Origin of the sequence: Cupriavidus sp. GA3-3, from assembly GCF_000389805.1 — a bacterium.
Taxonomy (GTDB): Bacteria; Pseudomonadota; Gammaproteobacteria; order Burkholderiales; family Burkholderiaceae; genus Cupriavidus; species Cupriavidus necator_D.
Genome location: NZ_KB944478.1, coordinates 263,877 through 276,720, shown reverse-complemented (window position 1 = coordinate 276,720; position 12,844 = coordinate 263,877). Strand labels below are relative to the sequence as shown.

Sequence of the window (12,844 nt, the reverse complement as noted above, 5' to 3'; positions counted from 1 at the left end):
GCCGGCGGGGCCGGCGGCACGGGTTCAGGGATGCACCGCCTCCGGGCGGCCCAGACGCAGCGCGGCAAGGCGCTGTTCGCGGACCTGGAGCAGCTGGGCGACGATGGCTACCGCAATCATAGCCGGAGCCTTGTCGGTAATCCCGGGAACCCCCATGGGGCATGTCATTTCCGCAAACCGGGCCGGGTCGATGCCGTGCTCGGCCATGCGGTGTTCAAAGCGCGCGCGCTTGGTCTTGGAGCCGATCAGGCCGAAGTAGGCGAAATCGGTGCGCTTGAGGATTTCTTCGCACAGGGTCTGGTCCAGCGCATGGCTGTGCGTCATGACCAGGAAGTAGCTGCCCGCGGGCGCCTGCGCCACTACCGCTTCGGGCGTGTCGCTGGCCTCGGCCTCGACATTGTCGGGCAGCCCGCCGGGGAACAGCGTGTCGCGCTCGTCGACCCAGTGCACGCGGCACGGCAGCGTGGCCAGCACCTTGACCAGTGCATGGCCGACATGGCCCGCGCCAAACAGCACCACGTGCATGGTGTCGGGCACCAGCGTATCGGTCCAGCTGCCGTCGGCGTGCAGCGTTACGCCGGGGGTCACGGCATGGCTGTCGCCATGGGTGATCGCGCCGCTGGCCGGCACCTGGCGCTGCAGTGCCTTGCCGGCGGTGAAATTGCGTTCGACCGCGTCAAGCCAGCGCAGGTCGGCTTTGCCCAGCACCTCGAATGCGAGCTGCACCACGCCGCCGCAGCACTGGCCCAGTGCCGGCCCGAGCGGGATGCGCTCGATCCGGCGTTGTTCACCGCGCACCAGCATCTCGCGCGCGATATCCATGCCGCGCCACTCCAGGTGGCCGCCGCCGATGGTGCCGACCAGGTCGTCGGCGCTGACCAGCATGCGGATGCCGGCCTCGCGCGGGGCCGAGCCCTTGACCTCGACGATGGTGACCATCGCCGCCGGCACGCCGGCGCGCACCATGCGGGCGGCGTCGGCGAAGCGGAAGGGTTTGAGCGGTGCGTCCTGCATGTCGGGGGCCTTGTCGGTGTTGCCTGGTTGCTGCTTGATGCAGTGGTGCTGCCTGCGCTGTGTCATCGCAAGGGTGGCGCGCGCCTGCTTCTTCCACCGGCCCCATGCCCGTCAACGCGGCCAAGGGGGGAAAGTCCGGGGGCGCCCGCAGGCGCGCGCTTCCTGCGATCGTTCCGCCAGCTCAGGCTGGCTGCGCCGCGGCTTCGCGCACGGCGTCGACGGCGTCCAGGATCGCCTCGCTGGTGGCCGGGGCCTTCAGCGGCGGGTTGATGCGGTAGTCGCCAACGGCAGCCACGGCGTCGCGGATCGCGAAGAACACCGAGAACGGCAGCAGCAGCGGCGGCTCGCCCACGGCCTTGGAGCGGTGGATGCTGTCCTCGACGTTGCGGTTCTGGAACAGGCGCACGTTGAATTCCTCCGGGCAGTCGTTGACCGTCGGGATCTTGTACGTGGACGGGGCGTGCGTCATCAGCTTGCCGTCCTTGTTCCACCACAATTCCTCGGTGGTCAGCCAGCCCATTCCCTGGATAAAAGCGCCCTCGACCTGGCCGATGTCGATCGCCGGGTTCAGCGAGCGGCCGGCGTCGTGCAGCGCGTCGGCGCGCAGCAGCTTCCATTCGCCGGTGAGCGTGTCGACCAGCACCTCAGAGCACGCGGCACCGTAGGCGAAGTAGTAGAACGGGCGGCCCTGCAGCTTGCTCTGGTCCCAGTGCAGCTTGGGCGTGGTGTAGAAGCCGTCGGACCACAGCTGCACGCGCGCCACGTAGGCTTCGCGCGCCAGCTCGCCGAACGACACGCGCAGCTCGCCGGCGCTGACCAGGTCATCGTTGAAGCGCACCTCGGACGGCTCCACGCCGGCCTTGCGCGCGGCAAACACGGCCAGGCGCTCGCGGATCTGGCGCGCGGCGTCCTGCGCGGCCTTGCCGTTCAGGTCGGCACCGGTGGAAGCTGCGGTGGCCGAGGTATTGGCCACCTTGCTGGTATCGGTCGCGGTCACGCGCACGCGTTCCATGCGGATGCCGAGCTCATGCGCCACCACCATCGCCACCTTGGTGTTCAGGCCCTGGCCCATCTCGGTGCCGCCGTGGTTCACCAGCACCGAGCCGTCGTTGTAGACGTGCACCAGCGCGCCGGCCTGGTTGAAGTGGGCCACGTTGAACGAGATGCCGAACTTCACCGGGGTGATGGCGATGCCCTTCTTCAGCACCGGGCTGGTGGCGTTGAAGGCGCGCGTGGCCTCGCGGCGGGCGCGGTATTCGCTGCTGGCCACCAGTTCGTCGATCAGCTCGTGGATGACGTTGTCTTCCACGGTCTGGCCGTAGGGCGTGACGTTGTTCTCGGTCTTGCCGTAGAAGTTGGCGCGGCGCACGTCCAGCGAATCCTTGCCGACCGTGCGGGCGACATTGTCCAGGATGTACTCGACCGCGAACGCGCCCTGCGGGCCGCCGAAACCGCGGAAGGCGGTATTGCTCTGCGTGTTGGTCTTGCCGCAGTAGCCGTCGATCTGCACGTTCGGCAGCCAGTAGGCATTGTCGAAGTGGCAGATGGCGCGGGTCATCACCGGGCCCGACAGGTCGGCCGAGAAGCCGGCGCGCGACACCATCTCGACCTTGACGCCCTCGATATGGCCTTCATCGTCGTGGCCCACGGTGTAGTCGAACACGAAGTCATGGCGCTTGCCGGTGATCATCATGTCGTCGTCGCGGTCCGGGCGCAGCTTGACCGGGCACATCAGCTTCCACGCGGCCAGCGCGGCGCAGCAGGCGAACAGCGCCGACTGCGACTCCTTGCCACCGAAGCCGCCGCCCATGCGGCGGCATTCGACCAGCACCTGGTGCGCCTGCCAGCCGAGCATATGGCACACCGCGTGCTGCATTTCGGTCGGGTGCTGGGTCGAGCACCACACTTGCATGCCGTCGTTCTCGCGCGGCGCGGCGTACGAGATCTGGCCTTCCAGGTAGAACTGCTCCTGGCCGCCCAGGTGGATCTTGCCGCTGTCCTGGTGGGCCGCGCTTGCGATGCGCGCAGCGGGCTCGCCGCGCGTCAGGTGCATCGGCGGCAGCACATAGCTGCCGGCCTCGTGCGCGGCTTGCGGCGACAGCACCGGGGGCAGGTCTTCGTAGTCGATGGTGCCCAGGCGGGCGGCGCGGCGCGCGGCGTCATGCGAGGTCGCCACCACGATAAAGACCGGCTGGCCGATGAACTGGACCACGTCGCGCGCCAGGATCGGGTCGTCGTGGATGATCGGGCCGCAGTCGTTGGTGCCGGGGATGTCGTCCACCGTCAGCACGTCGACCACGCCGGGCGCGGCGCGCACCTTGTCGAGCGAGATCGACTTGATGCGGGCGTGCGCGCGGGTGCTCATGCCGAGCGCGGCGTGCAGCGTGCCGGCCAGCTCGGGGATGTCGTCCGTGTAGGTGGCGGTGCCGGCCACGTGCAGGTGGGCGGATTCATGCGGACGCGAGATGCCGACCTGCGAGACCTGTTCGGCGGTGGCGTCGAGCAGGAAGGGTTCGGTTTGCTTGTTCATGCCGATGCTTTCCTTTTTCTCTGGCTCAGGCCGTGGCGGTTTCAGTGGCGCCGGCGCCGATGGCGCGGACGTTGACGGCTGCCGCGGGCAGCGCTTCGGCGCGGGTCTCCAGCCAGAAGCGGTACAGCAGGTTGGCGGCACCGCGGCTGCGGTAAGACGCGGTCGCGCGCATGTCGGACAGCGGCGTGTAGTCCTGCGCCAGCGCGGCCATGCCGGCGCGGGCGGTGGCTTCATCCCACGGCTGGCCGGTCAGGGCCGCCTCGGTGGCGGCGGCGCGCTTGGGCGTGGCGGCCATGCCGCCGAAGGCGATGCGCGCCTGCGTGACGAGGCCGTCCTGCACGGTGATGCCGAATGCGGCACACACGGCGGAAATATCCTCATCAAAGCGTTTGGACAGCTTGTAGGTGCGGAAGTGCTGCGGGCCGGCTACCGGCACGCGCAGCGCGGCGACGAATTCGCCCGGCTGCATCGCGGTCTTCTGGTAGGCCAGGTACAGGTCTTCCAGCGGCAGCGTGCGGCGCGTCTCGCCGTGCTGCAGCACCACTTCCGTGCCCAGCGCGATCAGCGCCGGCATCGAGTCGCCGATGGGCGAACCGTTGGCGATATTGCCGCCCAGCGTGCCGGCATTGCGGATCGGCAGCGAGGCAAAGCGCTTCCACATCTCTTCCAGCTCGGGGTGTGCGGCGTTGAGTGCGGCGTAGGCCTTTTCCAGCGTCACGGCGGCGCCGATCTCGACCATGCCGTCGCGTTCCTCAATGTGGTTCAGGTCTTCCACCTGGCCCACGTAGAGCAGGTTGCCCAGCTCGCGGAACTGCTTGGTGACCCACAGGCCCACGTCGGTGCTGCCGGCCAGGATGCGGATATCGGGCTGTGCCGCCTTGATCGCGCCGAACTCGGCCGCGCTGCGCGGGGCAAAGAACTCCTGGCCCTGGGCGCGGTAGCGGAAGGTCTCGCCGCGCTTGAGGTTGCGCAGGGTGTCGGCGATCTGCTTGGGGTTGAGCTTGTCCGCCGTAGGGGCGGGCAGGGCCATCATGCGCTCGCCGGCGTCGATGATCGGGCGGTAGCCGGTGCAGCGGCACAGGTTGCCGGTCAGCGCGTCGCAGATGGTCTGGCGCGAGGGCGCTTCGCCGCCCGGGGTGTGCTGCTGGTACAGCGCCCACAGCGACATCACGAAGCCGGGAGTGCAGAAGCCGCACTGCGAGCCGTGGCACTCGACCATGGCTTCCTGCACCGGGTGCAGGTTGCCGTCGGCCTGGCGCAGGTCCTCGACCGTGATCAGGGCCTTGCCGTCGAGCGTGGGCAGGAACTGGATGCAGGCGTTGACCGCCTTGAATTCGACATCGCCGCCGTCCTGCAGCTCGCCGACCACGACGGTGCAGGCGCCGCAGTCGCCTTCGGCGCAGCCTTCCTTGGTGCCGGTGCAGCGCGCGTCTTCACGCAGGTACTGCAGCACGGTGCGGGTAATGGGGGCGTCGGATACTTCCTTGACCTGGCCGCGGTGGAAAAAGCGGATGGTTTGCGTCTCCATGGTCTTCTCTCTCTTGGTGATGGCGGAAACATAGCACCCTGGCCTTTCATGCAATATTCGGCCCAGGTGATATGCCCCATCAGCGGGCGGCCCGATTGGTGCCCCGCCGCACCGCCAGGCGCCCCCCTGGAGGAGGTGATTTGACCGTTTGTGGGGCGCCTGTCATACACTATGCGCCGTTCCCATCCCCCACGCCACCCATCTGGCCCCCGCCGGAGGGCCGCCATCGCCATGCACGGACGCGACCATCTCGATACATATTTGCTGCGGGTGCTTCACACCCTGCTGACCGAGCAGAGCGTGACCCGCACGGCCGTGCGCCTGGGCCAGTCCCAGCCCGCCATCAGCAATACCCTGAAGCGCCTGCGGGAGATCACCGGCGATGCCATTTTGGTGCGGGGCAAAAACGGCATGGTGCCGACCGAGCGCGGCCGCGAACTGCTGGCGCTGGCCGAGCAGAGCCTGGCGGCGATGGACCGCATCGCGCGCCCGCCGCAGCAGTTCGACCCGGCCACCACCACGCGCACCTTCCACCTGGGCGCGCCGGACTACCTGGACGCGTTCTTCCTGCCCAATATCGTCGAGCGCGTGCGCCGGCTGGCGCCGGGCGCCAAGCTGTTCGTGCATCCGATGACGTCGTCGTCGGACTTCCTGGACGACCTGGAGCAGGGGCAGCTCGATATCGTGGTCGGCAACTGGCTGTCGCCGCCTGAGCACCTGCATATCTCGCCGCTGTTCGACGACGAGGTGGTGTGCATGCTGGGCGCGCAGCATCCGCTGGCGCGCAAGGGGCTGACGCTCAAGCACTACCTGGAGATGCCGCACCTGGCCCCGGCGCCGTATGCGTCGATGCAGCGCAGCATGATCGACCAGGCGCTGGCCGAGCAGGGCTACAAGCGCAATATCCAGGTCACGCTGCCGTATTTCGGCCTGGTGCCGTATGTGCTGATGAAGACGGATATGGTCTTTACCACCGGCCGCCAGTTTGCTGCGCACTACGCGCAGTACCTGCCGATCCGCATGGTGCCCTCGCCGGTGTCGTTCCCGCGCATGCGCTTCTACCAGCTGTGGCACGAGCGCTGCCATGCGGCGCCGGATGTGATGTGGATCCGGCGCATGATCGCCGAGGTGGCGGCGGACCTGCCGCAATTGCCGCGGCTGGAGGCAGAGGCCGGCTGAGCGGGCCGGGCAGCAGGCGAGGGGGCTTACTTTGCCTTGTAGCTCGGGAAGAACAACTGCTCGCCTTCCACCTTGTACCCGGCAATCGCGTCCTGTCCTTCCTTTGACGTGATCCACTCCACCAGCTTGATCGCATCCGTGTGGTTGATACCCGCATGCCTGGCGGGGTTGACCGCGATGATTCCGTACGGGTTGAACATCTTCGGATCGCCTTCGATGGCGATGGCCAGGCCGGTCTTGGCGCGATAGGCGCCGTAGGTGGCGCGGTCCGACAGCGTATAGGCCGGCATCTGCGCGGCCATGGTCAGCACCTCGCCCATGCCCAGGCCGGCGTTGACGTACCACGGCTGGCCCTTGGGCTCGATGCCGAGCTGCTTCCAGTAGTCCTTCTCCATCACGTCGGTGCCGGAGTTGTCGCCGCGCGAGATGAACTTGCTGCTGCTGCCGGCGAGCTTGCGGAACCCCGCCAGCACGTCCTTGCCGCCCTTGACGCCTGCCGGGTCGCTGGCCGGGCCGACCACGATGAAGTCGTTGTACATCACGTCGCGGCGGTTCACGCCGTAGCCGGCCGCGACAAAGGCGTCTTCCACCTTGCGCGCGTGCACCAGCAGCACGTCGACGTCGCCCATCTCGCCCATCTTCATGGCCTTGCCCGAGCCGACCGCGATCACCTTCACGGTGACGCCCGCCTTTTGCTCGAAGCGCGGCAGCAGGTATTTCAGCAGGCCCGAGTTCTCGGTGCTGGTGGTGGTGGCCAGCTTCAGTTCCCCGGCATGGGCCGCCGACAGCAGGCCTGCGCAGGCCATCGCAACGAGATGGCGCGCTGGGCGGCGCAGGCGTTGGGCAAGGCGAGGCGACATGCGGTGGCTCCTTTGTATTATGTTTTTCCAGACATAATTGCTTTTGCCTTTCGATCTCATGGAGAATGCGGCAAAAGAACATAAGAATGGGGTATTCATTGTGGTCCAGCTGAGATCGACAAGTAAATATGCTGCGGAGGACATATGATCTTCCGCTTTGACCTGTTTCCGGTGATCGCGCCAGACGACAATCCGCGCGCGAATGGCAAGGTGTTCCAGCTGCTCAAGGCCGTGCGCGAAACCGGGTCGCTGCACCGCGCCGCGCGCGAGATCGGCTTGTCGTACCGCCATGCCTGGGGCGTGATGCGGACCTGGGAGGAAATGCTCGGGCGCAGCGTGCTCGATATGGAGCGCGGCCGCGGTGCCTCGCTGACCCGCTTCGGCGAACGCCTGCTGCGCGCCGAGCTGCGCCTGCGCGAATCGGTCGACCCAGTGGTGCAGAAGGCCATGGCGGACTTCATTGCCGAGCTGGACGATGCCCAGCAGCCGCAGTCGCAGGTGCATTTCACCGGCAGCCATGACCCGGCGGTGGAGGTGCTGGCCGCCGCACTGGGCGAGGCAGGAACCTCGCTGCAGCTCGATACGGTGTTTTGCGGCAGCGTGGAGGGGCTGATTTGCCTGCAGGAGCGGCAGTCGGAACTGGCCGGCTTCTATGTCTCGCCGGTGCAGACCGCGGGCTCGGTCGCGCATGTGACGCTGCGCAAGTGGCTGCGGCCGGCCGCGGTGCGGCTGCTGCGGCTGGCTTGGCGCGAGCAGGGCCTGATCCTGGCGCCGGAGGTGGCGCGCGAGGTGCATGACCTGCGCGACCTGGCGCGCACCCAGGCGCGCTTCGTCAACCGGCAGCGCAGTTCGGGCACGCGCATGCTGTTCGACCAGCTGCTGGCCGCGCAGGGCCTGTACCCCGACCAGATCGCCGGCTACGACGAGACCGAGTTCAGCAACGAGAAGGTGGCCGAGGCCGTGCACGGCGGCCGCGCGCAGGTGGGCTTCGGGCTGCGCATGAATGCCGAGGCCCATGGGCTGGCCTTTGTGCCGTTGACGCGCGAGGCCTACTACCTGGCGCTGCGCAAGAACGACCAGACCGCCGGCTGGATGGCAGCACTGCTGGCGCTGCTGGCCGACCCGGCCTTTGCCCGGCGCATCGAAACGCTGCCCGGCTACACCATGGCCGAGCCGGCCGGCATCCTGACCCCGCAGGAGGCGTTGCCGTGGTTCGGGCCGGGCGGCAAGGAGGACGCCTGAGGGCGAGCCGGGCGGCATGACGCCGACGGGCGCGCGGCTGCGCGGCCCGGTCCGTATTACACTCCCTGCCAGGCGCACCGCGGTTTTGCATCGGCTTGCGCCAGACCCTTGCAAGGAGCGCCATGCTGGAAACCGCCGCGCTGGCCGCGGGCATGTCCTGGGCCAGCGGCTTTCGCCTCTACCTTGCGGTGCTGGCCGCCGGCGTGCTGGCGCGCCTGGGCTGGCTGGACCTGCCGCCCGGGCTGCAGCCGCTGGAATCCTGGTGGGTCATCGGCGTGGCCGCCGTGCTGGCCGTGGCCGAATTCGTCGCCGACAAGGTGCCCGCGTTCGATACCGTCTGGGATGGCATCCATACCTTTATCCGCATTCCCGCCGGCGCGATCCTGGCCGCCGCCGCCTTCGGCCAGCTGGATCCGCAGTGGATGGTGGCGGCAGGGCTGATCGGCGGCACGCTGGCCGGCACCGCGCATGCGGTCAAGGCGGGCACGCGCGCGCTGATCAATGTGTCGCCGGAACCGTTCTCCAATTGGACGGCCTCATTCACTGAAGACCTGACCGCGACCGGCAGCCTGCTGCTGGCGTTCTTCCTGCCGGTGGTGTTCCTGATCTTGCTGGTGGTCTTCCTGCTGGTGTCGGTGTGGCTGCTGCCGAAATTGTGGCGCGGCGTGCGCCGGCTGCATGCGAGCCTGCGCGGCAGGACCGAGCGGCCTGGCACACCGCGCTAGCTTCCCGGCCATTCCCGTTTTTTTTCGACTGACCCGAGGCGCGCCGCCGCCAGAAACCAAGAACCAAAGCAACCGATGCCTCCCGAGTCCGCCATCGAAGCCCCGGCCACGGCCGCCAACCCCGCCGGCACGCGCCCCGCGCATGGCGGTCGCTTCTCCGCCTGGCGCCAGGCGCTGCGCATGGCGCGGCGCGACTGGATTGCCGGCGAGCTCTACCTGCTGCTGTTTGCGCTGGTGCTGGCCGTGGCCGCGCTGACCAGCGTGGGCTTCATGGCCGACCGCATGCGGCTGGGCCTGGAGCGCGACGCGCGCCAGATGATCGCGTCCGACGTACTGCTGGTGGCTGACCAGCCTTTCGATGCCGCCTTCGCGCAGCGTGCGCAAGCGGCGGGGCTGGCCGTGGCCCAGACCGTCACCTTCCCGAGCATGGCGACTGCCAACGGCAAGGCGCCGGCCGGCGGCGACGCGCCCAGCCAGCTGGCCGCGCTCAAGGCGGTGACCGACGGCTATCCGCTGCGGGGCAAGCTCAAGGTGGCCAGTGCGGCGGGGGCGCCGGATGCGCCCGCCGAAGGCATTCCCGCGCCGGGCACGGTATGGGTCGACGAGGCGCTGCTGGGCGCCCTGGGGGTTGCCGTGGGCGACACCCTGCAACTGGGCAGCCGCAGCTTCCGCATCGACCGCATCATCACGCAGGAGCTTGATCGCGGCACCGGCTTCATGAACTTCGCGCCGCGCGTGCTGATGCCGCTGTCGGACCTGGACAGCACCGGGCTGATCGGCTGGGGCAGCCGCGTGACCTACCGGCTGCTGGTGGCCGGCCCCGACGCCGCCGGCGCTGCCTTCCAGAAATGGGCGCAGGACGAGATCGGACGCCGCAAGCTGCGCAATACCCGGGTCGAGTCGCTAGAGTCGGGCCAGCCGCAGATGCGTGCCACGCTGGACCGCGCCGAGCGCTTCCTGTCGCTGGTGGCGGTGCTGTCGTCGATGATCGCGGCGGTGGCCATCGCCATGTCGGCGCGCCGCTATATGCAGCGCCACACCGATGCCTGCGCGGTCTACAAGTGCCTGGGGCTGTCGCGCGGGCAGATCCTGCGCGCCTTCGGCCTGGAGTTCCTGCTGGTGGGGGCCGCGGGCGCGCTCGCCGGAGTGCTGCTCGGGTACCTGGCGCACTATGGCCTGCTGCTGTCGCTGGGCGGGCTGCTGCGGGTGTCGCTGCCGCAGCCGTCGCTGCTGCCGGCACTGGTGGGCGTGCTGGCGGGGCTGGTGCTGCTGGCCGGGTTCGCGCTGCCGCCGCTGCTGGCGCTGACACGGGTGGCGCCGCTGCGGGTGCTGCGCCGCGATATCGGGTTGCCGCCGGTGTCGGCCTGGGTGGCCTATGCACTGGGCCTGGGCGCCTTTGTCGCGCTGCTGCTGGTGGCGGCGCGCGACCTGCGGCTGGGGCTGACCACCGCGGGCGGCTTTGTCGCCGCGGGCGTGGTCTTCGCGGTGCTGGCGCTGGGGTTGCTGACGCTGCTGTCGCGCCTGCTGCGCGGGCGCCTGCGCGGGCGCGCGGCGATGGGCTGGCGCTTTGCGCTGGCAGTGCTGGAACGCCGCCGCGCGGTCACGGTGCTGCAGACCGTGGCGCTGGCGGTGGGGCTGATGGCGCTGCTGCTGCTCGGCATGACCCGCAACGACCTGGTCGATTCGTGGCGCCAGGCCACGCCGGCCGACGCGCCCAACCGCTTCATCATCAATATCCAGCCGGACCAGCGCGAACCGTTGCGCCAGATGCTGGCCGGCGCCGGCATCAACGACCTGCTCTACCCGATGGTGCGCGGGCGCCTGACCCATATCGGCGAGCGCGCCATCCGCGGCGACAGCTTCGAGGACGGGCGCGCGCGCAACCTGGTCGAGCGCGAATTCAACCTGTCCTATACCGATGCGCTGCCCGAGGGCAACCGCGTGATTGCCGGGCGCTGGTCCAACGGCCCGGACGCCGGCGCCTCGGTGGAAGAGGGCATCGCCAAGACGCTGGGCATCCGGCTTGGCGACACGCTGCGTTTTGACGTGGCCGGCCAGGCGGTGCAGGCCCGCGTGACCTCGCTGCGCAAGCTGGACTGGGGCTCGATGCGGGTCAATTTCTTCGTGATCCTGCCGCCGCAGGCGATGCAGGGGCTGCCCGAGACCTACATCACGTCGTTCCACCTGCCGCCCGCCAGCACGGCGCTGGGCAACCGGCTGATCGCGGCCTTCCCCAACATCACCGTGGTCAATACCGACCTGATCCTGCGCCAGATCCAGGACATCCTGGACCAGGTGATCGCGGCGGTGGAGTTCCTCTTCGTGTTCACGCTGGCCGCCGGCGTGACCGTGCTGTACGCGGCGCTGTCCGGCGCGCGTGACGAGCGCATGCGCGACGCGGGCCTGCTCAAGGCGCTGGGCGCCTCGGCCGCGCTGGTGCGCCAGACCCAGTACGCCGAGTTCCTGGTGGTGGGCGGCCTGGCCGGATTCCTGGCCAGCCTGGGCGCGATCGCGGTGGGCTGGGGCCTGTCGCAGTTCGTCTTCGATTTCCCGTACCGCTTCAATGCCTGGATCGTGCCGGTGGGCGTGGTTTCTGGCATGCTGTGCGCTTTTGCCGGCGGCTGGCTGGGCCTGCGCGAAGTGCTGCGCCAGCCCGCGCTGGCGACCTTGCGTGATGCCTGAGTGGCTGCGCTGTTTGAGTGTGTGATGAGTACTGAATCCAACGACAAGCCCGGCACGGCCGAGGTGACTGCATTTGAGCTGGTGGGCGGCGAAGCGCGCGTGCGCGAGCTGGTCGACCGCTTCTACGACCTGATGGACCTGGAGACCCAGTTCGCCGGGCTGCGCGCGCTGCACCCGCCCTCGCTGGAGGGCTCGCGCGACAAGCTGTTCTGGTTCCTGTGCGGCTGGCTGGGCGGTCCCAACCACTTTATCGAGCGCTTCGGCCACCCGCGCCTGCGCGCGCGCCATATGCCGTTCGAGATCGGCGTGAGCGAGCGCGACCAGTGGATGCGCTGCATGGCGCTGGCAATGCAGGACATCGGCCTGTCCGAAGACCTGCAGCTGCGCCTGATGCAGGCGTTCTTCCAGACCGCCGACTGGATGCGCAACGTGGCGCGCTGAGGCGCCGCCGCTCCCTTCTTTCAACCGAAAGGTTTCGCAAGTCCATGACAGACCAACTGCCTGAAGACGCCGTGCGTTTGCTCGATTTCTGGTTCGGCCAGCCCGGTTCTGCCGCCTGGAATACCGAGCGCCCGCAATGGTTCACCAAGTCGGACGCCTTCGATGCGCAGATCCGCACCAACTTCCTGTCCGACTGGCAGGTCGCCTGCGACGGGGCCCCGGACGACTGGTCGGTCACGCCCGAAGGCGCCTGCGCGCGCGTGGTGCTGCTGGACCAGTTCCCGCGCAACATGTTCCGCAACGATCCGCGCAGCTTCGGCAGCGATACGCTGGCGCTGGCACTGGCCAGGCGCATCGTCGCCACCGGCATGGACCGCAAGCTGCCGACGGACTACCACCGCATGTTCTGCTACATGCCGTTCGAGCATTCCGAGGCGCTGGAGGACCAGGACGAGGCAGTGCGTCTGATGACGCAGCTGCGCGAGGCCAGCGGCGGCGTGGTGGATGTGGTGGAGTGGGCCGAAAAGCACCGCGCGATCATCGCGCGCTTCGGCCGCTTCCCGCACCGCAATGCGGTGCTGGGCAGGCAGAGCACAGAGCAGGAACTGGCGTTCCTGCGGCAGCCGGGCTCGTCGTTCTGAAC

Annotated in this window: 10 protein-coding genes; 6 read left to right on the top strand and 4 right to left on the bottom strand. The window is 68.7% G+C overall.

Going from position 1 to position 12,844, the window contains the following annotated elements:
• Positions 1-24: 24 nt before the first annotated feature.
• From xdhC to xdhA, 3 genes are all read right to left on the bottom strand, one after another.
• Positions 25-1,014, bottom strand: coding sequence for a xanthine dehydrogenase accessory protein XdhC (gene xdhC, locus C265_RS15090; protein ID WP_010809165.1), 990 nt, complete (start codon positions 1,012-1,014; stop codon positions 25-27).
• A 181-nt stretch (positions 1,015-1,195) separates the two neighbouring features.
• Positions 1,196-3,544: a xanthine dehydrogenase molybdopterin binding subunit gene (gene xdhB / locus C265_RS15085; protein ID WP_010809164.1), complete on the bottom strand. Its 2,349-nt coding sequence runs from the start codon at positions 3,542-3,544 to the stop codon at positions 1,196-1,198.
• 25 nt (positions 3,545-3,569) lie between these two features.
• Positions 3,570-5,072 carry a xanthine dehydrogenase small subunit gene (gene xdhA / locus C265_RS15080; RefSeq protein ID WP_010809163.1) on the bottom strand — a complete coding sequence of 501 codons (1,503 nt, stop codon included), beginning with the start codon at positions 5,070-5,072 and terminating at the stop codon, positions 3,570-3,572.
• Between the two features lie 231 nt (positions 5,073-5,303).
• Between xdhA and C265_RS15075 the strand changes: the two genes are divergently transcribed.
• The gene (locus tag C265_RS15075) at positions 5,304-6,251 is read left to right on the top strand and encodes a LysR substrate-binding domain-containing protein (RefSeq protein ID WP_010809162.1); all 948 of its coding nucleotides are present in this window, start codon (positions 5,304-5,306) and stop codon (positions 6,249-6,251) included.
• Positions 6,252-6,277: 26 nt separating this feature from the next.
• Here the strand turns inward: C265_RS15075 and C265_RS15070 are convergent, their stop codons facing one another.
• Positions 6,278-7,111: a substrate-binding domain-containing protein gene (locus tag C265_RS15070; RefSeq protein WP_010809161.1), complete on the bottom strand. Its 834-nt coding sequence runs from the start codon at positions 7,109-7,111 to the stop codon at positions 6,278-6,280.
• Positions 7,112-7,255: 144 nt separating this feature from the next.
• On the opposite strand from C265_RS15070, the gene C265_RS15065 reads away from it, so the two are divergent.
• From C265_RS15065 to C265_RS15045, 5 genes are all read left to right on the top strand, one after another.
• On the top strand, positions 7,256-8,353 hold the full coding sequence (locus C265_RS15065) for a substrate-binding domain-containing protein (protein ID WP_010809160.1): 1,098 nt from the start codon (positions 7,256-7,258) through the stop codon (positions 8,351-8,353).
• Positions 8,354-8,475: 122 nt separating this feature from the next.
• Positions 8,476-9,078, top strand: a complete 603-nt coding sequence (locus tag C265_RS15060) for a DUF4126 domain-containing protein (protein WP_010809159.1) — start codon at positions 8,476-8,478, stop codon at positions 9,076-9,078.
• 75 nt (positions 9,079-9,153) lie between these two features.
• Positions 9,154-11,760, top strand: a complete 2,607-nt coding sequence (locus C265_RS15055) for an ABC transporter permease (protein ID WP_010809158.1) — start codon at positions 9,154-9,156, stop codon at positions 11,758-11,760.
• Positions 11,761-11,784: 24 nt separating this feature from the next.
• Positions 11,785-12,201 (top strand): group II truncated hemoglobin, encoded by a 417-nt coding sequence (locus C265_RS15050; protein WP_010809157.1) that lies wholly within the window; start codon positions 11,785-11,787, stop codon positions 12,199-12,201.
• A gap of 44 nt (positions 12,202-12,245) precedes the next feature.
• Positions 12,246-12,842 carry a DUF924 family protein gene (locus tag C265_RS15045; RefSeq protein ID WP_010809156.1) on the top strand — a complete coding sequence of 199 codons (597 nt, stop codon included), beginning with the start codon at positions 12,246-12,248 and terminating at the stop codon, positions 12,840-12,842.
• Positions 12,843-12,844 lie beyond the last annotated feature (2 nt).